This is a genomic window from Bradyrhizobium sp. WYCCWR15520 (assembly GCF_056174665.1).
The window spans coordinates 39,354-63,706 of record NZ_JBWBWM010000042.1 but is presented as its reverse complement, the minus strand read 5'-3'; the positions used below and the strand labels follow the sequence as shown (position 1 = coordinate 63,706).

Sequence of the window (24,353 nt, the reverse complement as noted above, 5' to 3'; positions counted from 1 at the left end):
CGTGAAGAAGGTCGGCAACGAGGGCGTGATTACGGTCGATGAGGCGAAGTCGCTCGGGACCGAGCTCGACGTGGTCGAGGGCATGCAGTTCGATCGCGGCTATGTCTCGCCCTACTTCATCACCAATGCCGACAAGATGCGGGCGGAGATGGAGAATCCCTACGTCCTCGCATATGAGAAGAAGCTCTCTGACTTGCGGGAACTGCTGCCACTGTTGGAAGCCCTGGCGCAGACGGGTAAACCGCTGCTCATTATCGCCGAAGGGGTCGAAGGCGACGCACTCGCTACCCTCGTGGTCAACAAGCTGCGCGGCGGCCTCAAGGTCGCGGCGGTGAAAGCGCCCGGCTTTGGCGATCGCCGCAAGGCGATGCTGCAAGACGTCGCCATCCCTACCGGTGGTACCGCCATCTTGGAAGATCTCGGCATGAAGCTTGAGAACGCCACGCTCGACATGCTCGGCCGCGCCAGAACGGCAATGATCGACAAGGAGAGCACCACGATCGTCGGAGGCGCCGGCAAGAAGGCGGACATCGAGGCCCGCATCAACCAGATCAAGAAGCAGATCGCGGAGACCACCTCTGACTATGACCGCGAGAAGCTAGAGGAGCGGCTTGCCAAGCTCGCCGGCGGCGTAGCGGTGATCCATGTCGGGGGAGCCACCGAGATCGACGTGAGGGAACGCAAGGATCGTGTCGACGACGCGATGCATGCGAACCCGTGCTGCGGTCGAGGAAGGCATTTTGCCGGGCGGCGGCGTGGCACTGCTGCGTGCCGCCAAGGTGCTCGACCGGGTGAAGCCTGCCAACGAGGACCAGAAGCACGGCGGGGTGCCCACGTGACAGACGCGAACAGCACGTTCAGTCCTGCTAGCCGAACCGCCTTTCTCAGATTATCGTGCCAAGCGTGACAACAGGCTGACCAACGTCACTGCTTCAATGCCCATTCCGAAAAGTTTGTCGTCGCTCACTGAGCAATTGACCTCTATCAGACCGTGACGTCGGCGCCGAGATTGGCAAACCGGGCCAACGTCAATGAGGTCGGAGCCTGTTCAAAGACCGAGCGGTTAAGACGCGCTAGGCCACCGACCGCGGGACAGTCGCACCATCTCGATCCGCTGACACATCTTGCAGCGATATTGAATAAGATCATTCCCCTGGTCATCAGGGTCAATCTTCTCAAGATTCATCGTTTGATTGCAGTAAATGCAAGTCAACAAATCGAGCAGCCTGCTCCGGTTATCGTTCGTATGAGCCGTAGCCGCCACTGGCGTGTGTCCCTCTGCCGCAGTTCAACTAGCAACATATCGTTGCGCCCGATGTTCCTAAGCTATCCGCTTGTTGGCGTTACCCTTGCGGCACAGGAGGCCGGGCATGAGGTTGGTTCATATTGGGTGGTTTAGGGGAAGCAACTGGCATTGGGCAACGATTCTGGGTTTATTAGTCCTGCCGTCCTTCCCGGAAACTCTTGCGGCGCAGGGACTGCCGGTTGAGACCGGATCGCACATGTCGGTCGCCCTATTGTTCGCCGGTGCCATCGTGCTCGGACTGGCGATAGCCTACGGCATCACGCGAAATAGGAGCCGGACGCGCTCCGAGAAGCACAATACCGAACAAGCAACAAAGGATCTTTACGTGAGAGAAGAGCGGGACAGGCAAGCTTAGGCGGCGAGTAGGCATCCGCCTAGCGGATCCGTAAACGCGGATGCCTTCCCACGAATTGCACCCATCGATGAATGGGCGGCATTCTCAGCACTGCAATCGTGGAGATACTGATCACGGTACTTTCGTTATCACGGCACGCTGTACCTTTTCGAGAAGGGCGGAACGATATTCATTCCGAAGGATGCTTGGGACCAGCCGGTCGCTGCCCTTGCGGTGAGCTATGTGCTCCCCATACTCCAGCTACCCATCGCGCTCTATCTGATACGACTCCGTGCCTAAGAAATGTCAACACTGGCCGTCGTCCTCCGTATCGTCGCTCTCCTCGCCTTTGCGGGACTCATGTTGTTGTCGGTCAGCTGGAGTCGCGGACGTGCCAAGACGCGAGCACGTCAGGATCGTGGCGACCGAGCACCGGTGGTGGCGAACTTCACTGCTCTCGGCCTGTTCTTCCTTTCGCTTCTGATCTTTCCCAGCAGCCCCGCCGGTTTCACGGCACTGCTGCTGGCGCTGTCAGGGTCCCTTCTTGCGCTAGCGGGCGCCGCCCTCGTCGTCAGATCCCAGGCCGAGCTTGGTGCCGCTTGGAGCTACGCGCCCATAGCAGATCAGAGCACCGGCCTCGTCACAACCGGTCCTTATCGCCTCGTGCGACACCCCATCTATCTGGGCCTTGCACTGCTCGTCATGGGCGAAGCGCTCGCCTTCGGCAACTGGCCGGCTCTCTTTATTGCGCTGTCGGGGATCGTCCCGACCTTGGCCTGGCGCGCCCGCGCGGAGGAGAAACTGCTCAGCCGTACATTTGACGAGCGCTACGAGGTCTATCGACAGCGAACCAAGATGATCATCCCGCACCTTCTCTAGACCTGCCCACGACGTGTCGACTAACGTTACGCGATGCGGCAAAGAATAATCGCGAACCTCGGCCCGCTACCTTCTGCCCGACCTCCGGACTATGGATATCCGGAAGCCGCAGCGACGGCGAAGTTCCTCATTCGCGGCCTTAACAGGACCCGATCGGCATCGTTAGAGCAGAGCTCGCATGCCCTCTTCGTGGCTCCGCTAGAGTACAACCAGGACGATTAAATGACCGAGGGCGCGGAGCTGGTGTAGTGAGCGACTGAGGCAAGATCGCCTATGGAACAACGTCGATTCGATGGACGTCCGCTTTCCGGCAGCGACTCCAGGTACTGGAGGTCGGCTAGGGTCAAAACGCCGTTTTAGCTTATCAATGTCAGTCGGCATGTCTCAATGGCGCCAATACCGGAAGGTCGCAGTTCTGCCAATCTTAGCCTATGCCCGCCCTTGAGGCGCGCCAAGAGCGCGTCGGAGACAACAATTCAAGAGGAACAGACCCAATAAACCAACTAGGTGACATCTAGGATGTGAAGAATCCTAACCGCGCCAAAGGCGATCAATAACCGAAACCCTTGCCCAAGTTGCAAGGCGCGAGCCGGGCCCAACTCGCATCTTGCCTTTTAAAGTCCCGGCCCGATCATCTCCGGAGCCATCCACGAATATCCTTCGAGCATTCACGAATTCCCAAATGATCGGATTCCACTTCTGAAAAACCCTCTGAACTTCGTCGTGCAAAAATCCTGACACGACATCGGGCGGGGAAGCAAATACCTCCGGCAATGTTGAGGACAAACCGGCATCGGTCAGAATATTCCATCGTGAGTTACCGCCCATTACCGGGGATCGTAGGCCGAATATCACTCTGCCGATCCTGCTTTCCCGGATGGCGTAAGAACACATCGCGCAAGGCTCGATAGTTGAATAGATCGTGCACTCATCAAGGCTCGTTGACCCTAACTTTTTCTGAGCTGAAGAAATTGCGACCATCTCGGCGTGCCGCGTAACGTCTCGTTCGTGTCTGACCATATTGAGCGATTCGCAAATGAATTCGCCTCGCCGCCCGATGACAGCAGCAAACGGGTATTCCCTCCTTGAACTCGCGGATTGCGCCAGAGCAACGCAGCGGCGCATCATTGCTATATCGAATGCTTCTGAATCATGCTTGGTCATGGCACTGACTTTTGCGGTACGACGGACCGTCAAGATGATTTCGGGATTTGCCCCGGACGCCAATAATGATGACTGCTCACGGTATTAATTACATCGAGAAAGCTCTGCTGATCGCTCAACGGCTCGGGAAACTGAGCGGCATTATAGCAGCCTACCGGACGGCTGTCCGGCCGCGATTGGCGCAAGATTCGCTATTCCTACATGGACGCCCGGCGTCTTGGCGCTCGCCACGATTTGATCATCCGTGGTACGCGCAAAATCTACGACCCCATTGCCGCGCACATAGGGATGCTTCTGGCCTCGCGAACTAGCGATTCCGTATTCCGTTGCTATCACGATACGCTCTGCGAGCGATTCTGGTGTGGCGAGCTCGATATAGAAGACACGAGAGCGATAAGAACTCTCCTCGTTGAGGCGGGCGCGGAGGGTCGCGCCTTCGACGAGTTGATCGCATCCGGCGAAGGCGCCGGCCGGTGCCGTGCGATCGCTGCGGAGGCTGAAGAGCGAGGCGTGTTCGGCGTCCCGACGTTCCTGCTGCACGAAACCGGCGAGCTTTTCTGGGGCACTGACAGGGTCTGGCTTCTGCGTGGGCGGCTGTCGGCCAAGTTGTAAGCGAAGACAGCGTTCCGGAGGACGCCACGACATTGTCAGTCGGGGCCGACACCAACGAGTTTTACAACGCTGCTCTCGTTGGCTTTTGCTAGATTTTCTTTGATCTCCCGGTGCACACGCGGTCCTCTAACCAATTGAAATGCTTAAACTCTCGCTCCAATCCATCATTGGCAAATTTGCGCTAGCTCCAGCCCGTGAGCGCCAAGCTATTCAGACGAGCTCAACGATTCAATTCAGGATGCCCTCTTAAGCAAAAGCGTCACCCGACTCGACTTTCCTTGCGAACCAAATTGGATTTGATGTCCGAACTAGTGTCGGAACGCTTCGGCCGGTTCGAGCGCGGCGGCGCGCGAGGCGGGATACACCCCCGACAGCAGACCGATCACCCCGCCCACAGCTGGCGCCAGCAAGGGAGCGAGCGGGTCGAGCACCGGGGTCCAGACCTGATACGCCGAGACACCAACCACGATCAGAACGCCGACGCTGGATCCGAGCAGTCCCCCCACGACACCCATGGACGCACTTTCAATGAGGAATTGTGAAGCGATGTGGCGGCGCGTCGCACCAATGGCACGGCGCAGTCCAATCTCCGCTGTCCGCTCCATTACCCCCACCAGGGTGATATTTGCGATCCCGAGCGCGCCGACCACGAGCGACAGGCCGCCCAGCAGCAGAAACATCATATTGAGATCGGTTTGCACGTCGTCGCGCACGCGCCGAGGCTCCTGCGGCAGTTGCACGCGAAGTGCGCGCGGGTCGTCCGGCCGCAGCGCCGCCCGCGCCTGCATCGCGATCAGGGAAGCGGCGCCGATCTTTGTCTCCACGACCACCATGCCAGGCCCGAACAGGCTGAAATGCCGTCGCGCCGTGCCCTCGGGAATGATGACCGAACCAAGCAGTTCCGGCTTTCGCACCACATCACGGAGGATACCAATCACGAGATAGAGCTCGTCGCCGACATAGATCGCGGGCAGCCGCTCGACCCCGGTGATGCCCAGGCGGCGCGCGGCATCGGGGCCGAGGATCGCAACGCGCTCGGCGCGGGCAGAATGCCCACCGTCGATAAATCGTCCCGAGGCAAGGTCGGCGCGCACCGCGCGGAACAAATCCGGCGAGGCGGCGCGCACCGCCAGTTTGAATGCGGTCTGATTGGACGGATCCACCACCGGCGAGGCGCTGACGAGCATGTCGTGGACATTGACGTCGCTGAGCAGGCCCGCGGCCACGACACCGTTCAACCGCGTGAGCCGTTCCGTCGCGTCCCATGGAATGGCACGCGGATCAACCGTGCCGGTCGCCATTCCCGGCCGCGCCGTGATGAACAATTCCGTGGCGGCGAGTTGATCGAACTGACTGATGATGCGGTTGCCTGCGGTTCGCGTCAGACCGATGGTGGCGACCAGCGCCGACATGCCGATAACGATGCCAAGCACCGTCAGCGCCATGCGCGCCGGCCGCGCGATCGCCCCGGCGATGGCCTCGGATACGAGGTCGCGCGTTGTGATCCCCGAAGACGCAATGCGCGCCCGGGATGGAGGTGGCAATGCCGTCTCGGTTCCACCAAAGAGCCGGCCATCCTTCATGTTGACCCGGCGCGAGCCCCGGCGCGCAACGTTCTCGTCGTGCGTGACAACGACAATCGTCATGCCCTCCTTATTGAGCTCGGTGAAGAAGTCCAGGATCGACTCGGTGTTCTTGGAATCGAGATTGCCGGTCGGCTCGTCGCACAAGAGCAGGCTCGGTGATCCCATCAGGGCGCGGGCGATCGCCACTCGCTGACATTCGCCGCCGGACAATTTCGAAGGCAAGAAATTCGCGCGATGCTCGAGGCCGACGCGGCGAATCTCCTCCATCGCCCGCTCGCGCCGCCCGCGTCCGGTGTGCCGGCGGTATACTTCCGCCAGCATGACGTTCTCGATGACAGTGCGATAGGGCAGCAGGTGGAATGACTGAAAGATGAATCCAACGCGGCGGCTGCGCAGCCCGGCCCGCTCATTCTCGCTCAGCTTTGTCGTTTCGATACCATCAAAAACGTATTGCCCGCTGGTTGGCCGGTCGAGGCAACCGAGGATATTCAATAGCGTGGATTTCCCCGAGCCGGATGGACCAGTTATCGACAGCCATTCGCCGCGTCGCAGTACGAGGTCGACATCGATCAGCGCGTCGACCGCGGGATCGGTCCCGAATCGCTTGCACACTTTACGCAGATCGAGGACGTGGTCGGCATCGGCAGCAACCGCTTTGATCGGCACCGCCGGCCGTATGTCCCCCTTGAGCCTCATTTGACCGCGGCCGGCTCGGCTGTTTTATAGCCGACCACCACGAGTTGGCCAGGGACCAGTCGCGCGTCGGAGGTGTCCACCTCGACATAGCCGCCCGTCGAAAGTCCCGGCTGCACGGTGACGTATTCCTGTTTGCCGCCGCGATCGACCAGCACGCGCGACGTGCCGTCGGCGGCAAGCGACACCGCGCTGGTCGGCACCGCAGTGACCGCGCCCTTCGACGTCTCGATCGGGATAGTCAGACGGACGGAAAACCCTGCCAGGAGCACAGGCGTGGTCTCCACCCTGACCCCGAGATAGAAGTGATAGCCGTCCACGCCGCGCGTGCCGGGTGTGTTCGCCACCGTCTCGACGACGCCGGTCGCCTTGATCCCAAGCGCCTGCTCGTCAATCGCAACTTTCATCCCGGGCTTTACTAACGGCGCAGCTTCAAGTGGCAGCTGCGAGTCGATGCTGAGCTGGTTGTCGGTAACACTCAGGACCGGCCCGGAAGCATTGGCTGCGACCGCAGCGGTCACCTCGTGGACGCGGATCGGAAGCGACGGGATGAATACGACCTCGTCCGCAGGCACCTGCACTCCGAGTTTCGCACGCGCCGTCGCAAGTTCGCGTTCGAGCCGCCCTGCTCGCTCGCTTGCGACCTGGACGTCGAATTCGGCGAGCGTCTGCTGTTCCTGCGCGGCGCGCACGTTGCGCTCTCCTTCCAGGCGGGCCGCCTTCACGGCTCCCTCGGCAACCCGGATCCGTTCGTCGGCCAGGCCGGCCTCGCGCGCCGCGGTCTGAATCGCCAGATCGGCTTCCAGCTTCGCCTTGCGCTGCGCAGCACGAGCCACTTTGAGCTTGGCCTCGGCCGCGGCACGCGCCGTTTCGGTCTGGCGCGGATCGAGAACGATCAGGGCACGATCGGCGACTTGCGTGGCGACATCGGCACTAGCCGCGGTCGCGGAATGCGCGGCCCGAGCGCGTTCGGCTTCAAGCGCGAGCGATTTGCCGGCGCGCGCGTCGGCCAGCTGGCGGCTATCACCAACACGCGCCGCGCTGTCGAGGGCAGCTTGTCGCGTGTTCTGCTCCGCCGTGGCCCGCGCGGCGGCGGCGGCTTTCACCGCCGTTTCGCGCGTGGCCTCGGCCGCAAGCTGGGCGCGCGCGGCATCCGACCACTCTCTCTCGAGCGCGGCAACGGCCGCGCGTTGTTCGCGCGTCGGTGCAAACGGATCCCAGCCGGCCTTTTTATACATGCGCTCGACGGCGCCGGATGTCTTCTGATCGTAATTGCCATCGACTGTGCCCGGATCGAAGCCGAGACGAGCCAGGGCTTCTTCGAGCTGGCGGACGTCGCCGCCGCTGGTTCCGGGCGCCATGTCGCGAAAAGCCGGTGCGGCGCCGCTGAGGACAAAGACCGGACGGCCGGATGCGGATAGAATCACCTCGCCTTCCCCAAAGTTCGCATTAGGTCGCGGCAGCGACGAGATCAGCCCGGCGCCGCCCTTGACCGTTGAAGGTGCAATTGAAATCGGCTGAGGCAGCCCGAACCGGACCGTACCGCGGGTGACGATATCGGAACTCAGTACACGCGACTCCACAGGTACAAGGATCGCGGATGGCTCGGGCGCCGCAGTGCGCGCCGCCATTTCCGCCGGCGACTGGATCCTGGAGCCCATGTACCAGGCGCCAAGCGCCATGCCTCCAACCGCGCCCAAGATCGCCCAGAGAATGTTTACGCGCTTTGCGGCCATGCCGTAGTCCCTCCCGCCATCGACAGGGTGCGGGCCATCTTCGGAGGAAGCGTTGCGTCGGCCTTCATCATGCGATGCGCTGCCAGCAAAGGAGATTACTCATTGCCGCCGATCCGGGGAAGTACGGGCGTGTACATCATAATTGGTCTATTGCACTTTCCGGGAGAACAGCTCCTCCTGGATCTTCTCCTCGACTGGTGTCAGTACCTCCTCCTGCATTTTGAAGCTCTTGACTGAGACCAGGCGCTCGTAATCCTGCAGTTTCCGCAGCGCGGCTTTCTGATCCTGCGACATCTTAGAAACCAACAGCTTGCCGCCCTCCGTCAGCGCGCTGAGCCGGTTCCGCAGGTCGGGCTCGATTTCGTCCGGGTGGCCGTATTCGAACCCGGCCTTCTTCATCTCGCGCTGCCAGTACCCGAGCGCGGCCTTCATGCGAGGGTCCTTGTTGATCAGCGCATCCTGGGGATTGTAGTGGCTGGCCTTCAACTGATCGGGCTTGAACGTTTCAGTGAGCGCCTTGCGCGTGCAACCGCCGGTCCGCGACAGATCCTCGATCTCCAAAGCGACCGCGAGGGTGCTGGACAGGTCATCCCCGAGCAACGCGCGATTGTAAGCGACCTGGTCCGCGGGGGAGAGCTTGCGGAAAATCTGTACATTGCGCTCGCCGAGACCGACGCGGGCGGGGCTGTAGCCGGTCGATAGTTGAGGCGGCAGACCCGTGTAGAAGGTGGAGACGCCAAAGCCATAACGACTAACGAACTCCTCCTCACTGAGGCCTGGAAGCTGTTTGTCCGCCGACATGCCCGCCCGCACCGTTTTGTGGTCAGCGGCGATGTACTGGAAGCCTTGTTCGCGCATGCAGCGCGCGATCAGTTCCTCGGTCTTCTCGATCGCCTGAACCAACTCGCGTGGCGACATGCCGAACTCTTCGGTGCCGAGGCCCTTGGGCGCCTGCGCCTGCGCTGCGGCGATCGCTGGAGTGAACAGGACGGCGAACAGGCCCAAGTAAATTGCCCTCTTCATGGCGCTATCCTTTCCAGTAACGAACCTCGTATCCAGTCGGTACATGCCGGTACATGTCAGTCCGTCCCGACAATCTTTCCGGTTTCGACGTCGACGAAGACGTCCTTCTCGCCCTGCTCCGGTGATTGAATCTCGATCACGTAGACATTCTTGCCGCGCTTTTTCTCGATCGCCACGTCGGTGACTTCGCCAGGGATGCGTTCAAGCGCAATCTTCTTCGCCTGTTCTTCCGTGATCTTTGCCGCAGGCTTCGCACGCTCTTTCGAAGGGCCCGGCTGCTGCGCCTGCGCGACGGCCACGGCTGGCGCAAGGAGGAGAATGGCGAGTAGACCTGCGCGGATCGTCTCCTTCATGTTCATGGCGGCACCCTCTCCAACAAAGAGCCACACAGAGTTCGCTCAGTCGGCGGTCCGTGATGGTATCGCATCGATCGTATGGCCTCGGCGCCGGAATGACGCCGAGGGTGAGCCCGTGATCAACGATTTCGCTACCATCGCGTCGTTCCACATCAGTCCGTTCCGACGATCTTTCCAGACTCGATGTCGACAAAGACATCCTTCTCGCCATCCTTCGTCTGGATCTCGACTACGTAGACATTCTTGCCTTTCTTCCGCTCGATCTTCACAGACGTGGCCTTGCCGGGAATCTGCGCAAGCGCGATCTTCGTCGCCTGGTCTCCCGAGACCTTCGCCACCGGCGGCGTATACTTCAGCGGCTTGTCGCGGAGCTTCCCGATGCCTGAAACGTCCGAGGCCGGATTGTCCTTCGGCAGCGCGGCGGAAGCGACAAGCTTGCCGTCGGAAGTGTCGAGCACAACACCAACGACCGGACACCAGATCTTGTCGGTGATGTCGTCGAGTTTGACCAGACCCTGCTCGCGAACCCGGACGCAGCCCTTGAACGTCCCCGCCGGAACCGTTATTTCAACGCCGGCTTCCATGTTCTCGGAGCCGCCATAGGCCGTGCTCTGGCTGCCGTCGAATATATAGCGGCCGCCAACCGTGAACGTGCCGGGCATCAACAGCCCCGGTTCGGCGACGCCGTCGCCGTCGAGTTCGCCCACCCGCCATGTGCCTTCGAAAATCGGTTTGCCTTCCTCGTTGATCTCCCAACTCACCTCGCCGAAGGAGTAGACGCTGTTGGTGGTCTTATCGAGGGCGAACCAGTTGAGCGCGCGCTGTGTCAGGACGCCATCGAGATACTCCTCTTCCTGCACAACCGCGGTCTTGAATTTACCAATACCAGGAACGTCGAAATCCTCGGTGCTATCCAGGACTACGGTCTCCTTGCGATACTTGCCGTCCGGGTGATCGGGCCGCTCATGCACGTGTTTGTGGCCGGGCACGATCGGGTAATAGAGTGGGTTGACTCCGTGCGGGACGATATTCTCGCCTTTCAGGTGCCAATCCTTCAGCGATGAGTAATCCTTGTCACTCTTCCAGCGCGGCGGGTCCTTGATCTCGCCTGCGACGGCGCCGCTAAGCAACGCAAACGCTGCCGCCGTCAGAACGGTGACCGCCATCAGCGCGCCACGCCACCTGGCCAGCCAACTAGATCGGCCGCTCGCCAGTCGCTCCAAACCCTGCTTGTCGAACATCTCAATGCCCTCCAGTTGCGGGCGGCGCCGGCCAACTGTCGCCCAAGGTTGCGGAAGTTTTCAGCCCGGTGTGGCCGTTGGGCTGATTTGACATTTCGCGAGCAGGCTGGTTCATCGCGCCCTCACAGTGGTGAAGCCGGCCTCGATGAAGGACCGATTGCCGTCCTTGGCGATGGTCCCGATCGCAAATTTGTAGGCCTTGCCAGCGCGCAAGAACCCTTCAGGTATTGTGAAGGATTTGGCCGAGCCGGGCAGCAGTGCCCGGATTTCGTAGGCCGAGCCGGTTTGCTCGATTACGACGGCGCAGCCCTCGATCCCCTCCGGCACAGACCAGCGCAGGGTCAGCGCGGTGGCGGGCACGTCTTTCTGATCAGGCCGCGGATATTCGAACGCGGCGGGTTTCGGAAACACGTGACTCAACCGCGCCTCACTGCGCAGGCTCGCCCCCTTGGTCGTCGTTCCCTCAAAACGATATGCGCCCGCCGGGAAATCCGCCCGCACGATCTTGTCATCATCCGGCTCGGGCGATTCAAGCGTGAGACTGCGAATTCCCAGCTTCGAGTCCGGCGATCTGAGATCGATCACCGTGCGCTCCTCCGGCGCCATCACCTTCAACGCTGCCAGGCCATCGTCCCCGCCGGTAGCCTCGAACCGGATTTCGGCATCGTGATCCTGTATATTGCGTTCGAGATAGACGGAGAGCTTTTCAAAGCGGCCATCCTCGGCCGCGGCTCCTGTCACCGGATACGCAAGAGCAGATAACGTCGCAGCGGCGGCGACAATCCAACCATTGTGGCGACGTACGGCTTTCATATCACGCGCCCCCGGATACTGGTGCCGGTGCCGGAACCGCCAGACGATCCGTCGACAGGCCCGTGCCGCGGCCGAAACGGAGATAAAATGCAGGTAAAATAAACAGGTTTAGGAGCGTCGATGTCACGAGGCCGCCCAGGATGACGACCGCCATTGGATATTCGATCTCGTGGCCCGGCAGGTCGCCGAAAATCACCAGCGGCAGAATCGCCAGCCCGGCGGCACCGGTCGTCATCAGGATCGGCCGCAACCGCTCGCTCGCGCCGCGAAGCACGAGGTTCATGCCGAACGCCTCTCCCTCATGGCGTTCCAGATACTGGAAGTGGTTGATCATGATGATCCCGTTGCGGGCGGCGATGCCAAGCACGGTCAGGAAACCGATCAACGAGCCAAGAGAAATTACGCCGCCCGCGAGCCACGCCGCGAGGACGCCGCCCACCAGCGCCGAAGGAAGGGTGAGGAAACTGAGCGCTGCCAGACGCCAGCTGTCGAAAGACTGTCGCAGAAGTATGAGTATGCCGGCGAGCGCCAGCACGGCGAACAGCTGCAGCCGCTCGCGGCTGGCGCGCAGTTCCGCGTACTCGCCTTGCAGCACCGCGTAATAGCCAAGTGGAAACGCCATCTTCTGCAGGCGCGACTGCACCTCCACGGCGACGGCGGCGAGATCGTGGCCCCGGACATTCGCCTGCACGTCGATCCGACGGGAGCTTGCCTCGCGCTTGATGGCATTTGGTGTCGGCTGAATGCTGACATCGGCCACCTCGGACAGACGGACGCGCTGCCCGGTCGGCGTGTCAATCAACATGTCGCGGACCGATTCCATGCTGTGGCGGGCTTCCGGCGCGGTCCACACCTGCACGTCGTAGGTGCGTCCCTCGATGAAAATGTCGCCGACCTCGGTTCCGGCCATCAGTGACGCGGAGGCACGCCGGACATCACCCGGCTTCAGACCGTGGCGTTGTGCCTCGTCCAGCTTCACCGTCACCTGAATGTGCGGCACTTCGACCATCAACTCCTTGTGCAGGTTGACGAGGCCCGGAGTGTCCGCGAGTGCAGCGCGAACCTCCTCCGCCTTGTCCCTCAGTACCTCCAGATCCGGGCCGAAGATGCGGACGACGATCGCCTCGCCAGCCCCGGTCAGGACCTCGCGAATGCGTTCCTTCAGATAGGTCTGCACATCGCGGTAGAGGCCGGGATAGCCGTCCACCATTTCCTCGACCTTGGCATAGGTCTTGTCGTAGTCGGCGTCTTTGCTGATGCTGATCCAGTTCTCCCCGAAATGGACGCCGTAGACCTCATCGGCGGCGAAGGCCTGGCCAATATGGGCGCCGAAATTGCGTACACCTGGAATGGCGCGCAATTCCCTGCTCGCGCGGGTCGTGATGCGCAGCATCTCGGGCAGCGACGTGTCGGGGGTGGTGACCCAGTGCATCAGGAAGTCGCGCTCCTTGAACGAAGGCAGCAGCGAGTGCCCGAGCAGTGGCCAAACGCAGATCCCCACGAGCGTCACGACACCGACGGCGACATAGGCCGCGCGCGGCGTTCGAGTGGCACGTTCGAGCAAGGGCGCGTAGCGGCGCTGCAGCCAAACGATTACCGGCGATTCGCGCCCTTCGAGCCGCGCGTTACGCAGCAGGAGGAGACAGAGCGCCGGCGTCACCGTCATCGCCACGACGAGCGAGGCTGCAATCGCGAGCACATAGGCCGTAATCAGCGGCTTGAAGAAGGATCCTGTCAGGCCTTCCATGAACAGCACGGGCACGACCGCGACGACCACGATGAGCGTAGCGTAGACGATCGGCGCCCGCACCTCGAGCGAAGCGTCCAGAATGATGCGCGCGGTGCTCCGCGCATCGCCCGCCCGCCGCGCGAGACGCAGGCGCCGCATGATGTTCTCGACGTCGATGATCGCGTCGTCGACGACGATCCCCAACGCGATCACGAAGCCCGCCAGCATCATCGTGTTGACGGTGGCGCCGGCCTGGAACAGGACGAGGCCCGCCGCGAGCAGCGACAGCGGAATGGCGACGATGCAGACGATCGCGGTGCGCAATTCGTAAAGGAAGATGAATATGATTCCCACGACCAGCACGCAGCCCAGCAATAACGCCCACGACAGATTGGCGATCGAGTCCTCGACGAAAGTCGCTGGCCGGAAGATTGTCGTATCGATCTCAACCCCTGGAAGGCCGGGCTTCATCCTCTCCAGCGCCTCCTCCACCCCGCGGGTGACGGCGAGCGTGTTGCCCCAGGGGAATTTTTCGACGATGAGCATGAGGCCCGGGCCGTCGTTGATAACGGCATCGCCAATCATGCCCTGCGGTGCGTAGACAAGATTGGCCACGTCGCTCAGCAATAGCGGCGGCTTCCCGGCCGGTTTGGTCACCGGCACCTTGGCCAGCGTCTCCGGCGTAACGCCGACGCCGACGAAGCGGAGTTGAAAGCGCTGATTGGGTGTTTCGACGAAGCCACCGGTGCCGATATGCGCGCCGCGGGCATAGCGCAGCAGGCCAACGTCGAGGGCATCGGAAACCGCCTCCTGCACCTGGTCGAGCGTAACGTCCACCTCGGCCAAGCGCTTCGGATCAACCATGACCTGAAGCATCTTGAGCTGCTCTCCCCAGATCGCGACGTTCGCAACGCCGGGAACGCCGAGCAACCGCTGCCGGATGGTCCAATAGGCGAGCATCGACAAGTCCATCACGGACTTGTCCTTTGAGGTAATGCCGACCTTCATGATCCGGCTGGTCGAGGACAATGGCGGCATCATGAAGGGCGGCGAGGCCCATGTCGGCAGGGTCTTGCTCGCGAGCGCCATCCGCTCGCTGACCAGTTGCCGCGCGCGGATTTCGTCGGCACCCGGCTTGAAGATCAGCAAGATCGACGACAGTTGCGGCACCGACTTCGACCGCATCACGTCGACGCCAGGGACGCCGTTGAGCGCGTTTTCCAGCGGCACCGAGACAAGTTGTTCAACTTCGGCGGATGAAAGCCCAAGACAGATGGTCTGGATCTCGACCCGCGGCGGCGCGAATTCCGGGAATACATCCACTGGCACGTCGCGCAGGCGCGCCAGGCCAAACCAGATCAGCACCACGCCAAGGGCGAGGACGAGATAACGAAAGCGTAGACTAGAGCCAATAATCAGCCTCATCATCGGAAAACATCCCACCACTCGGGCCGAAGCCGCTGTGGAAAAACAATTTCGACGCGCAGCTAGTGACCTACCTTCACCTCTGTTCCGAAGACCTCCGGCACTCCCGCCGCAAGCACCTTCGTGCCGGTGGGTGGCCCGTCAGTCAGGTACACGTTGTCGCCCTTGATGGTATCGATCACCACCGCGCCGCGAACGAAGGTCAACGGATCGGCGCTGATATAGACCCACGTCTTTCCGGTCAGATCGTAGAGGACAGATGAATATGGCACGATCCGTCGGCCCGACGGATCGGCGCGCACCTCGTCAATGAGGATGCCGAGCCGTTCCGCCGCTTTTGGCGTGAGCGTGATCTTTTTGATCTTTGCGTCATTCGTGGCCTCGACCCGCGCGGGCGCGCTCTTCTTGACGTCCGACTCCGCGGCCGAGGCTGAGACACACGACGCGGCGAGGCAGGCGGTGGACGCCGCGACCATCAATGCGCTGAAGCGCGCCATGAGATGTTTCTCCCTTTCACAACGTTCGAAGTGAGGCGCGCGGCGGTCATGACGCGGTCTCCATTTCAAGATCGAGCCGGTCGGCGGTCCAGCCGGCGCCGAACCGCAGGTAAAGCGCGGGCAGCACGAACAATGTTCCGAGCGTCATGGTAACGACGCCGCCCAAGACCGCGAGCGCGAGCGGGTGCGCGATTTCGAGTCCGGCGACATCGCCCATGATCGCGAACGGAAGCACCAGCGCGAGCGTCGTCATCGACGACGCGATGATGCTCGGGAACTGTTCCTGCATGCCGCGACGTACCAGCTGTTCGCCGAACGGCTCACCCTCGTTCAATTGCAGATGCTGGAAATGGGCGACCAGACCGATACCCTGCCGCACCATCAGTGCGAGCACCGCTGCCAGACCCAGCAGAGACCCAAGCGAGAAGTCACCGTCATTGATTGCGGTGGTAGCGAGACCGCCGAGTGCAGCGACCGGTACACCGAGCAGCGACAGGGCGCTGAGTGTCCAGCTGCGGAGCACCGCCTGCGTCAGCAGGAACATCAATACTGCCGCCGCCGCCATGTAGCTGTATATCGACCGCAGGGCGGCTCGCTGTTCCTTGTATTCGCCGAGCACCTCGGCACGGTGCTCGAACGGGAATGCGATCTGTTTTACATTCCTGGCGACATCATCCGCCACATCACCGAGCGCCCGCTCGTCCACTTTCGCGGAAACATCGATGCGACGCGAAGACCCCTGTCGCTGGATGATGCTGGTGGCCGGCGCGATGCGGACGTCTGCAACCTGAGCCAGACGAACCTGGGACCCGCCCTCGCTGTTGATCATCAGATTGCGCACGTCATCGATGTTGTCGCGCAACTCCGGTCGCCCCCAGACAACCACGTCGAAAACTTTCTGCTCCTCGAAAAGCGCACCGACGGTGATGCCGCCGACCATCGCGGAGGTCGCCCTGCGGACATCGCCCGGCTTCAGGCCGTAGCCAGCCGCGCGATCGACATCCACCTTGACTTCGATCGAGGGTTCTTCGACCTGTAGTTCGACCCGGGGATTTTCAATGCCGGGGATCTTCGCCATCAATGCGCGGATCTCCTCTGCCTTGGCGCGAATGACATCGAGGCTGTTGCCATAGACACGCACGGTGATGGAATCCGGGTCACCGGTGAGCGCCTCGCGCAGCTTCGTGGACAGGTATGTCCCTAACTTGCCGCGCATCCCGGGATAGGTGGTGATGGCAGCTTCGACGGCATCCACCGTTGCTTCGCGATCGGCCTTCGGATCGATGTTGACCCACACCTGGCCTGCATTCACGTCCGTCGCGCGTTCGCAGTTACAAAGCACGGCCCGCCCGAGATTGGCGAAAGCATTCTGAACTCCCGGGATCTGCCGCAGATCGCGGATCAGATTCTCGGTCGATCGGGTCATTGCCTGCAGCGAGGTGCCGGGCGGACCCTGCCATTCGATCAAGAGATCGGTCTCTCTGAAGCTGGGCACCATATTGCGTTCGAGCGGGCTCCACAGCGCGAAACAGGCGATCGCCGCCACGACGCAGGCGGCGATGCAGGCGAGCGGGGCGTGGATGACGCGGCCGACGATCCGATCGAAAGGCACGGCCAGCCTATTGATCACCCGACCGTCCGCCGGCGTCAGTGGCGCATTGGCGAGCAGCACGGCGGCCAGCGCGGGGGTCACGATCAGCGCCACCAGCATCGAGATAGACACGGCTGCGATATAGGCCCAGGCCATCGGCGCAAAGAACGCGGCGGACCGGCTGTACATGAACAGAACGGGTAACACTGCGAGTACGACGATCAGCGACGCGTACAGCATCGGCCGACGCGTTTCCAGCATCGCACGGACGACGACCATGAAGCTGGACCGTCCGTCGCGTTGCGGTGCCCGCAAGCGGCGCAGCACATTTTCGAAGTCGATAATGCTGTCATGAACGATGACGCTGGATGCCATCAGCAGGCCGCCGACGACTATCATGCTGAGCGGGATTCCGGCGGCCTTCAACAGCAGTTCAGCGCAGACGAACGACAATGAGATCGCGACCAGGGCGATAACCGCGCTCCTCCAGCTGCCCATCAGAAGGCCAAGCACGATGGCAGCCAGGATGATCGAAATGAGCATGGCCTTGCCCAGATTGCTGGTCGCGCGTTCGAGGAAGCTCGCGGGATGGTAGATGGTCGTATTGATCTCGATACCGGGCAGCCCGGGTTTCAGCTCGTTGAGCGCGCGTTCCACGCCGCGCGTCACGTCCAACGTGTTGAAGCCGGGGAACTTCTCGATCGCCACCATCAGGCCGGGGTTTTCGCCGACGATGGCGTCTCCGATCAGCGCCTGATGCCCCTCCACGAGATAGGCGACGTCGCCGACGCTCGTAGTCGTGCCGCTGAGCGGCACCTTGGCGAAAGTACCTACGGTCGAGATCGGCAACTGGTGACGGATGCTGAGCCGCTGGTTCGGCGTTTCGATGAAGCCGCCGGTGCCAGGCGTGGATGAGTTCAGATAGGTGAGCGGCGAGGACCACACCGCCTCACCTGTCGTCTTGATCACCTGATCGAGCTTGACGCCCTTCTTGTTCAGGTTCCGGGCATCGACAAGCACCTGCACCTGCCGCTCGCGCTGACCCCATATCGAAACATTCGCCACACCCGGAACTCCGGCGAGACGCGGTGCGATGTTCCAGCGCGCCTGAACGGACATGTCGATCAGTGAGACGGATTTCGAACTCAGGCCGACGTTCATCACTCGGCTGGCCGAGGACACCGGCTGAAGCATCGTCGGTGGGCTGGAGACGTTCGGCAGCGCGTGCGCCTGCGTCAGCCGTTCCTGCACCATCTGGCGCGCTTTCATCAGATCGGTGCCGGGCGCGAAAATCATCTCGATCGTCGAAAGCCCCGCCATCGATTCCGACTGGATAACCTGCAGCCACGGCACACCGTTGAGCAGGTCCGCCTCCAGCGGCACAGTGATCAGCGATTCAACCTCGGCGCTGGAGAGGCCAAGCGATTCCGTTTTCACAGTGAGCGAGGGCAACGCCAATTCGGGGATGACATCGAGCGGCTTGTTCCTGACATCGACGGCGCCCAGGATCAGCAGGCCAGCAGCGACAACTACAACGAGGGTGCGCAAACGCACGCTAGAGGATATGAGCCACGCCAACATTTCGACGCCCCCTCTTTTGACCTCTGGTTGTCTTCGATCTGTGGCTGTAGTCGAACTCCGTTTGCGAGGGCCCGTTGAACGCGGGATTTTCTGATCGCTGTGTCACTCGTAGAGGCAACACAATTGTTGACCAACTATATTATTCCCACGAGTCCGAATTTTTCGTCGGCCTTGCGCCGGCTTTATTTTCGGTCGCGCTAACGCCATAGTGAGGCTTCGCCGTAATCAAAATTCCGCAATGCTGCCTTTCCCCGACCGAGGACTAGATTAAGGCGAGTGAAAATTTTAAGTTGATCTTCTTGTCGGCACAATCCACCTATTTGGACTACATGCCGGCTCCAATTGGGTCACGCGTCTTCACGCACTTGCGCACTTTAGTGGGCTTTAGATGGCAAAAACTCTATCGCCACTTGAAGTTGCCTGACAGCCGGCGAGGCTGTTCGCAGCTCCTGCGTGTAATCTAGATACATCACTTTGGATAGATCACTTCGTGGCGCTTGCGTAATTCGTCATACGCGTCACTCTTGTCCCAACATTGCTGGGGGGCTCCGGCAATTATTTGCTCCGCGTTGTTGAGCGGGCTCTTGTCTGCAATCGGCCTGACGGATGAAACGCTGGCCGAGACAGTCTGATTACCAGAGCGCAATTGTTATGAACGAGTTGGTTCGACCGAGTGACGTCGAACTGCGGTAGTGATGGGGCCGCGCATGATCTGGGGTAAGCGGAATGAGCGCGTCGCCCGATCTGGGCGACGGTGGCACGATGCAGAAACTGGCACCGTAAGATCAACTGCGCGCGGTTGGCACCGCGACTATTCCCGGTACCCGCTGGCCTTTGGCGCTGTACCGGCATTGTTCAGCCTCATGTTGTTTGTCCCTTCTTATACCGCCGCCGCGGAGAGCGAGGACGTGGCAGCTCTCCGGCGCACGCTCGGGGAGCTAAAGGCGGAGAACCGCAAACTTTCCGAACGTCTCAGTGCCCTAGAGGGCGCGTCGCCGACGCGGCGTGTCAAGCCCGCTCCGGCGCAGCAACGTCCGACACCTGCCGCGACTGCGGCGGCAGCCGCGCCCACGGTTGTTGTGGCGCCGCCCGTCGCTCCGCCCGCTCTGCCCGCTCCGGATTTGTCCGAAGCCGCAGCGAAGAGGCCGCTTAACGAGCGTATAAGATGGCTGGAAATCGGCTGGGCGGCGAACGAGAACGCGACGCGCCAGATCATCCGGGACTCGCTCTCGAAGACCGGACCCAAAATTAATAGCTTCCTCTCGCTGAGCGGCGTGGTTGAAGGCCTGGCCTCGCGGACCGGCTCATTCACCGGCCCTACCCAGGAAAACCTGTCGCTGGGTACAGCTGAACTCGATTTCGATATCAAGCTGAGCGACTGGTTGACCGGTGCTCTGGTTCTCCACTTCGAGAGCGGCACTGGCGCGATATTCCCGACCGGGAATCAACCAGTGGTACCGACCAACGTCGCTGGCATAGGCGTGGATCGCTTCACGCTTGATCGGACTCACATTTTGGTAGGCGATCTGATGCAATTCCCGATCGCGGCCCGCTTCGGCGTGGAGGTTTTGCATTTCGGTACGTCCACGGGCGTGGCGCGCCTGGATACGCTATCGATCGGCACTCCGCTGACAACCGAGGTGTTTGAAAACCGTCAGACGGCGGGAGGCCTGGAATTCGCCTGGCCAACCCCACCGCGGCAGCCGCCGCCGGCGCCCGTCGTTGTTCCACGCGTAAGTCCGTTGGTCGTCGCACCGGCGGTGAGACAATTCATGGGTTGGCTCGGCTACACCCCGCTGCCTGAGCGTCCGTTCCGGCCTACGCCAGTCACATTCCCCTTCGACCCGGCGCCCTTCTATGGCTCAGTCATGACCTACAAAGGTAGCGACAGCATCATACCCGGCCGAACGAAAATCGACGATTACAACGTCAGTCTCGGTTTCCGGACAAGGGGCCATTGCGGCGTGCCGTATGACCAACTGACGGATTCGTGGATTTGTCCGTGGACCCTTGACTTCCATGTCGACTATAGCAGCTCCGTTTTCGAAAGCAGATTTCTGCGTTCGTCTTACCTCCCGTTCCTGAGCCAGATCGGGCAGATTCCCGGAATGGCCGCGAGCCTCAAAACCAGTTTCGGCCCGTTCGCGTTCGTAGGCGAGGTAAATGCAGCAATTCAGGACGCCAGGTTTGTCGATGGGCTCGGCATTGCGCGGAGCATGATGCCGATGACTTGGCAGGCCTCGATTGCCTACCAGTTTGACTGGAACCCATGGATAACGGAGATAGGCGCGCAGGGCAATTTCATCTCGGTGGGATATTCCGGCAGCAAAGACATGGCGGGTGTTTCGATCCTGCAAAACGGCGTGCCAACCCGGATCGGATTCGTCCCGCAACACCGGCTTTTCCTTACCGGAGGCGAGTGGGTAATGGATGGGCTGAAGGTGGCCGTGGAATATTCAGCCAATTGGGACTACCCGGTGAGCAGCGGCGGTACGGGAAGGGTCGCGCATGGCTTGTTCGGATTGATCCAGCTCAATTTTTGATCCGTCTTCGCCCAGCACAATAAGGACGTGCGTGCCGAAATCCTGGAAGCGATTGAGAATATCCCCCGGGGACGAGCAAGCCGCGTTAGTAGCAACGCGGCTGGTCGCGTTTGGAGGGCCTGCGCGCGGGCAACGCCAATCTCATCGCCCGGATATCAGACTGAGAGCGTTTCGGAGCACCAGAACCCGGTCGTCAGCGGTAGCGTTCCAACGCCAATTGATGCTTTCCCCGGACGCACGCTGCGGCAAGGCCAACCGAAGGGAGAAATCCATGAAGGCCATCGCACTGGGCGTATTCGGTTCCGTGCTGCTCGCGTCCGCCGCTTTCGCCGCGCCCATCAATGCGACGACGATCAGCTCCGTCGAAATCTCCAACGTCGATCAGGTCGGTCTGATCTGCAACGAGTATTATGGGCGCTGCTGGCGGACCCGGGGACCACGCTATGTCCTGCGCTATTACTACGACCCCAGCTACTTCCCCGGCCGGGGCTACAACTACTACGCTGGCCCCGGCTACTACGATCGCCGCTACGGCGGACCAAGGTTCATCATTCGCGGCTGGTAGACAGGAAGCAAAGGGCCGCTCTTATGTCATCGGCGAGGATGCTGTAACCGTCTCCGGTCGACAGCATCCGTTATCGCGCATCGGTCCGAGCCGCCGCGTGACCGTCACGCGGGGATGTCCCGGTCCCACACCAACCGAACCTACGATATCTCAACCAGTCTTTCGCATGACGTAGTTTATGAGCGCCTGAGATTGGAGACCCGCTTCTCCCATCGATGCACCGATGACTGCGTCACTTGCACTGGCAACGAATAGGTGGCGAACGAAATAGCGATCTCTCTTCAACGGGCAGCGGAATCGCGCCATTCCAAATGAAGCAACCAAAAAAGGCGATTAGACGAGCAATATCAATTGGCTGGGGCGGGAGGGATCGAACCTCCGAATGGCGGAATCAAAATCCGCTGCCTTACCGCTTGGCTACGCCCCAACAGGCCGGGCCGGAACGGTCGGATCGACCAACGCGATCCCTTGTCCGGCACCGCCGGTCTATAGAGGGAGCCACGCCATTTCAACAGGCCGTGGGGGCGAATTTCACGTCAAAATCGGCTGCATTGACCCCGACCCTTTATAATGGGTCACCGCTCCGGGTCTCCTGGGCCGGTCTGGTGCCGCCTGCACGGCCGAATACCGTCCGGCGGAGAGTTGAGAGAACCCCGGTTTCGTGGGAAGACGGCGGCAGCACATTGGCCAGAAAAGCGAGATTTTAGTCATGACCTACCGCGCGCCGATCTCCGACATCCTGATCTCGCTCAACCACGGCGCCGGGCTGCAGGCGGCCGTGAAGGCCGGCCATTACGGCGATTTCGACGGTGATATTGCCGCAGCTGTGCTGGAGGAAGCCGGCAAATTCGCCGGCGACGTGCTGGCGCCGCTGAACCGCGTCGGCGACGAACACGGCATCAAGCTGGCGGACAACAAGGTGACCACCGCCCCCGGCTGGCCGGATGCCTATCAGCGCTGGGCCGCGGCCGGGTGGAACGCGGTGTCGGGGCCGGAAGCCTTCGGCGGCCAGGGTCTGCCGCTGGCGATCAACGCCGCCTGCACCGAAATCTGGAGCGCCTCGAACATCGCCTTCGGCCTCTGCCCGCTCTTGACGCTCTCGGCGATCGAGGCGCTCGACGCCCATGGCAGCGAGGAGCTGAAGCGGATCTATCTGGAGAAGCTCGTCTCCGGCGAATGGACCGGCACCATGCAGCTCACCGAGCCGCAGGCCGGCTCCGACGTCGGCGCACTGCGGACGCGCGCCGAGCCTGTCGGTGACGGCACCTACCGCATCAAAGGAACAAAAATCTTCATCACCTATGGCGACCACGACATGACCGATAACATCGTGCATTTCGTGCTGGCCCGCCTGCCCGATGCACCTGCGGGCACCAAGGGGATTTCGCTATTCCTGATTCCGAAATTCCTCGTCAATGCCGATGGCTCGCTCGGCGCGCGCAACGACATCTATCCTAGCGGCGTCGAGCACAAGCTCGGCATGCACGCCTCCCCCACCTGCACCATGACGATGGGCGATCAGGGCGGCGCGATCGGTTACCTGATCGGCGAGGAAAATAAGGGCATGCTCTGCATGTTCACGATGATGAACCAGGCCCGCCTCGGCGTCGGCCTCGAAGGCGTCGGCATCGCCGACCGGGCCTATCAGCAGGCCCTTGCCTTCGCGCAGGAGCGCAAGCAGGGTCGCGCCGTCGGCAAGAAGGGCGACGGACTCGATCCGATCATCGTGCATCCCGACGTCAAGCGCATGCTGCTGCAGATGCGCAGCATGACCGCTGCGGCGCGTTCGATCTGCTACGCTACTGCCGTCGCGCTCGACGTTGCCACCCGCGCCAAGGACGCAAAGGTGCGCGCCGATGCTGCCGCCCGCGGCGCGCTGCTGACGCCGATTGCAAAAGCGTTCTCCACCGACATCGGCAACGAGGTGACGTATCTCGGCGTGCAGATCCACGGCGGCATGGGTTTTATCGAGGAGACCGGCGCCGCACAGCACTACCGCGACGCGCGCATCACCTCGATCTACGAGGGCACCAACGGCATCCAGTCGATCGACCTCGTCACGCGCAAGCTCGCCGCCAATGGCGGCGCAGCGGTGTGGGCGCTGCTCGACGAACTGGGCGGCATCGTCAAGCAGGTCGAAACCTCGAACGATCCGGCCTTCGGCAGCACGGGCGGCAAACTGCGCGATGCGCTCGGCTCGCTCGAGCGCGCCAGCAAATGGCTGCTGGAGCGCGTTAATTCCGCGCCGAACGACGCGCTCGCCGGCGCGACGCCCTACCTGCGCCTGTTCGGGTCGACGCTCGGCGGCTGCATGCTGGCCGGCGAAGCGCTCGCCGCCAAGAGCAATGGCGAGGCCGGCGATCCGCAACGCTACGTGACGGTGGCGCGATTCTTTGCCGAGAACATCACCGTGCAGGCGAGCTCGCTGGAGAAGACGGTGACGGACTCAGCCGATGCGGTGAACGGCGCCGACGCGGTGTTGCTGGGCTAACAATTCGCAAGATGGGTTAGTGAAACGTAACCGGCCTTCACAAGCGCGACTCGACGGACCAATGGCGGATTACGCTTCGCTAATCCGCCGTACGGTCGTGCGATCTCTTGTTCCTCTGTCGGGTAGCGCACACAAGTCTCAAAAATACACAACAAGTTCCATGCCGCAGCGCGTTGTACCGCAGCAAC

The 24,353-nt window shown here is 61.6% G+C and carries 16 protein-coding genes, 1 tRNA gene and 1 pseudogene; 7 read left to right on the top strand and 11 right to left on the bottom strand.

From position 1 onward, the window contains the following. The 3 genes and pseudogenes from groEL to AC0QUY_RS34720 form a co-directional block, all read left to right on the top strand. A pseudogene (gene groEL, locus AC0QUY_RS34730) lies at positions 1 to 824 on the top strand (chaperonin GroEL); the annotation flags it as partial. A gap of 546 nt (positions 825 to 1,370) precedes the next feature. Continuing rightward, positions 1,371 to 1,661: a hypothetical protein gene (locus AC0QUY_RS34725; RefSeq protein ID WP_475390480.1), complete on the top strand. Its 291-nt coding sequence runs from the start codon at positions 1,371 to 1,373 to the stop codon at positions 1,659 to 1,661. 282 nt (positions 1,662 to 1,943) lie between these two features. Next, positions 1,944 to 2,519, top strand: coding sequence for a methyltransferase family protein (locus tag AC0QUY_RS34720; protein WP_161852644.1), 576 nt, complete (start codon positions 1,944 to 1,946; stop codon positions 2,517 to 2,519). A 531-nt stretch (positions 2,520 to 3,050) separates the two neighbouring features. On the opposite strand, the gene AC0QUY_RS34715 is transcribed toward AC0QUY_RS34720, so the two are convergent. Next, the gene (locus tag AC0QUY_RS34715; protein WP_161852643.1) at positions 3,051 to 3,683 is read right to left on the bottom strand and encodes a nucleoside deaminase; all 633 of its coding nucleotides are present in this window, start codon (positions 3,681 to 3,683) and stop codon (positions 3,051 to 3,053) included. Positions 3,684 to 3,845: 162 nt separating this feature from the next. Here AC0QUY_RS34715 and AC0QUY_RS34710 point away from each other — a divergent pair, with 162 nt between their 5' ends. After that, positions 3,846 to 4,295 carry a DsbA family protein gene (locus AC0QUY_RS34710; RefSeq protein ID WP_475390487.1) on the top strand — a complete coding sequence of 150 codons (450 nt, stop codon included), beginning with the start codon at positions 3,846 to 3,848 and terminating at the stop codon, positions 4,293 to 4,295. 308 nt (positions 4,296 to 4,603) lie between these two features. On the opposite strand, the gene AC0QUY_RS34705 is transcribed toward AC0QUY_RS34710, so the two are convergent. The 9 genes from AC0QUY_RS34705 to AC0QUY_RS34665 all read right to left on the bottom strand — a co-directional run bounded on the left by AC0QUY_RS34705 (position 4,604) and on the right by AC0QUY_RS34665 (position 18,566). Beyond that, on the bottom strand, positions 4,604 to 6,577 hold the full coding sequence (locus tag AC0QUY_RS34705) for an ABC transporter ATP-binding protein/permease (RefSeq protein WP_475390478.1): 1,974 nt from the start codon (positions 6,575 to 6,577) through the stop codon (positions 4,604 to 4,606). After that, a complete protein-coding gene (locus AC0QUY_RS34700; RefSeq protein WP_161852640.1) occupies positions 6,574 to 8,310 on the bottom strand; it encodes a peptidoglycan-binding protein in 1,737 nt (578 codons plus the stop codon). The genes AC0QUY_RS34705 and AC0QUY_RS34700 overlap by 4 nt, the downstream gene beginning before the upstream one ends. Positions 8,311 to 8,457: 147 nt before the next feature. Then, on the bottom strand, positions 8,458 to 9,315 hold the full coding sequence (locus tag AC0QUY_RS34695) for a hypothetical protein (RefSeq protein WP_246738618.1): 858 nt from the start codon (positions 9,313 to 9,315) through the stop codon (positions 8,458 to 8,460). Between the two features lie 74 nt (positions 9,316 to 9,389). Further along, positions 9,390 to 9,692, bottom strand: coding sequence for a PepSY domain-containing protein (locus AC0QUY_RS34690; protein ID WP_475390477.1), 303 nt, complete (start codon positions 9,690 to 9,692; stop codon positions 9,390 to 9,392). A 149-nt stretch (positions 9,693 to 9,841) separates the two neighbouring features. After that, the gene (locus AC0QUY_RS34685) at positions 9,842 to 10,930 is read right to left on the bottom strand and encodes a PepSY domain-containing protein (RefSeq protein ID WP_475390475.1); all 1,089 of its coding nucleotides are present in this window, start codon (positions 10,928 to 10,930) and stop codon (positions 9,842 to 9,844) included. Positions 10,931 to 11,041: 111 nt separating this feature from the next. Further along, positions 11,042 to 11,743 (bottom strand): hypothetical protein, encoded by a 702-nt coding sequence (locus tag AC0QUY_RS34680; RefSeq protein ID WP_475390473.1) that lies wholly within the window; start codon positions 11,741 to 11,743, stop codon positions 11,042 to 11,044. A gap of 1 nt (position 11,744) precedes the next feature. Beyond that, on the bottom strand, positions 11,745 to 14,897 hold the full coding sequence (locus AC0QUY_RS34675) for an efflux RND transporter permease subunit (RefSeq protein WP_475390485.1): 3,153 nt from the start codon (positions 14,895 to 14,897) through the stop codon (positions 11,745 to 11,747). A gap of 62 nt (positions 14,898 to 14,959) precedes the next feature. Next, positions 14,960 to 15,394, bottom strand: a complete 435-nt coding sequence (locus tag AC0QUY_RS34670; protein WP_161852636.1) for a hypothetical protein — start codon at positions 15,392 to 15,394, stop codon at positions 14,960 to 14,962. Positions 15,395 to 15,440: 46 nt separating this feature from the next. Next, a complete protein-coding gene (locus AC0QUY_RS34665) occupies positions 15,441 to 18,566 on the bottom strand; it encodes an efflux RND transporter permease subunit (protein ID WP_475390472.1) in 3,126 nt (1,041 codons plus the stop codon). Positions 18,567 to 19,273: 707 nt separating this feature from the next. Here AC0QUY_RS34665 and AC0QUY_RS34660 point away from each other — a divergent pair. Further along, on the top strand, positions 19,274 to 21,109 hold the full coding sequence (locus tag AC0QUY_RS34660; protein WP_202639278.1) for a hypothetical protein: 1,836 nt from the start codon (positions 19,274 to 19,276) through the stop codon (positions 21,107 to 21,109). 271 nt (positions 21,110 to 21,380) lie between these two features. Continuing rightward, positions 21,381 to 21,674: a hypothetical protein gene (locus AC0QUY_RS34655; RefSeq protein ID WP_161852634.1), complete on the top strand. Its 294-nt coding sequence runs from the start codon at positions 21,381 to 21,383 to the stop codon at positions 21,672 to 21,674. Between the two features lie 352 nt (positions 21,675 to 22,026). Here AC0QUY_RS34655 and AC0QUY_RS34650 read toward each other — a convergent pair. Continuing rightward, positions 22,027 to 22,101, bottom strand: a tRNA-Gln gene (locus tag AC0QUY_RS34650). 282 nt (positions 22,102 to 22,383) lie between these two features. Here AC0QUY_RS34650 and AC0QUY_RS34645 point away from each other — a divergent pair. Beyond that, positions 22,384 to 24,165, top strand: coding sequence for an acyl-CoA dehydrogenase (locus AC0QUY_RS34645; RefSeq protein WP_475390470.1), 1,782 nt, complete (start codon positions 22,384 to 22,386; stop codon positions 24,163 to 24,165). Positions 24,166 to 24,353: the final 188 nt, after the last annotated feature.

What these genes read in the sequence shown, in the direction of transcription:
- AC0QUY_RS34655 (WP_161852634.1), top strand. Translation starts at nt 21,381, where the DNA reads ATGAAGGCCATCGCACTGGGCGTATTCGGTTCCGTGCTGCTCGCGTCC.
- AC0QUY_RS34660 (WP_202639278.1), top strand. Translation starts at nt 19,274, where the DNA reads ATGATCTGGGGTAAGCGGAATGAGCGCGTCGCCCGATCTGGGCGACGG.
- AC0QUY_RS34705 (WP_475390478.1), bottom strand. Translation starts at nt 6,577, where the DNA reads ATGAGGCTCAAGGGGGACATACGGCCGGCGGTGCCGATCAAAGCGGTT.
- AC0QUY_RS34700 (WP_161852640.1), bottom strand. Translation starts at nt 8,310, where the DNA reads ATGGCCGCAAAGCGCGTAAACATTCTCTGGGCGATCTTGGGCGCGGTT.
- AC0QUY_RS34645 (WP_475390470.1), top strand. Translation starts at nt 22,384, where the DNA reads ATGACCTACCGCGCGCCGATCTCCGACATCCTGATCTCGCTCAACCAC.
- AC0QUY_RS34690 (WP_475390477.1), bottom strand. Translation starts at nt 9,692, where the DNA reads ATGAACATGAAGGAGACGATCCGCGCAGGTCTACTCGCCATTCTCCTC.
- AC0QUY_RS34680 (WP_475390473.1), bottom strand. Translation starts at nt 11,743, where the DNA reads ATGAAAGCCGTACGTCGCCACAATGGTTGGATTGTCGCCGCCGCTGCG.
- AC0QUY_RS34665 (WP_475390472.1), bottom strand. Translation starts at nt 18,566, where the DNA reads ATGTTGGCGTGGCTCATATCCTCTAGCGTGCGTTTGCGCACCCTCGTT.
- AC0QUY_RS34670 (WP_161852636.1), bottom strand. Translation starts at nt 15,394, where the DNA reads ATGGCGCGCTTCAGCGCATTGATGGTCGCGGCGTCCACCGCCTGCCTC.
- AC0QUY_RS34715 (WP_161852643.1), bottom strand. Translation starts at nt 3,683, where the DNA reads ATGACCAAGCATGATTCAGAAGCATTCGATATAGCAATGATGCGCCGC.
- AC0QUY_RS34725 (WP_475390480.1), top strand. Translation starts at nt 1,371, where the DNA reads ATGAGGTTGGTTCATATTGGGTGGTTTAGGGGAAGCAACTGGCATTGG.
- AC0QUY_RS34675 (WP_475390485.1), bottom strand. Translation starts at nt 14,897, where the DNA reads ATGAGGCTGATTATTGGCTCTAGTCTACGCTTTCGTTATCTCGTCCTC.
- AC0QUY_RS34720 (WP_161852644.1), top strand. Translation starts at nt 1,944, where the DNA reads ATGTCAACACTGGCCGTCGTCCTCCGTATCGTCGCTCTCCTCGCCTTT.
- AC0QUY_RS34685 (WP_475390475.1), bottom strand. Translation starts at nt 10,930, where the DNA reads ATGTTCGACAAGCAGGGTTTGGAGCGACTGGCGAGCGGCCGATCTAGT.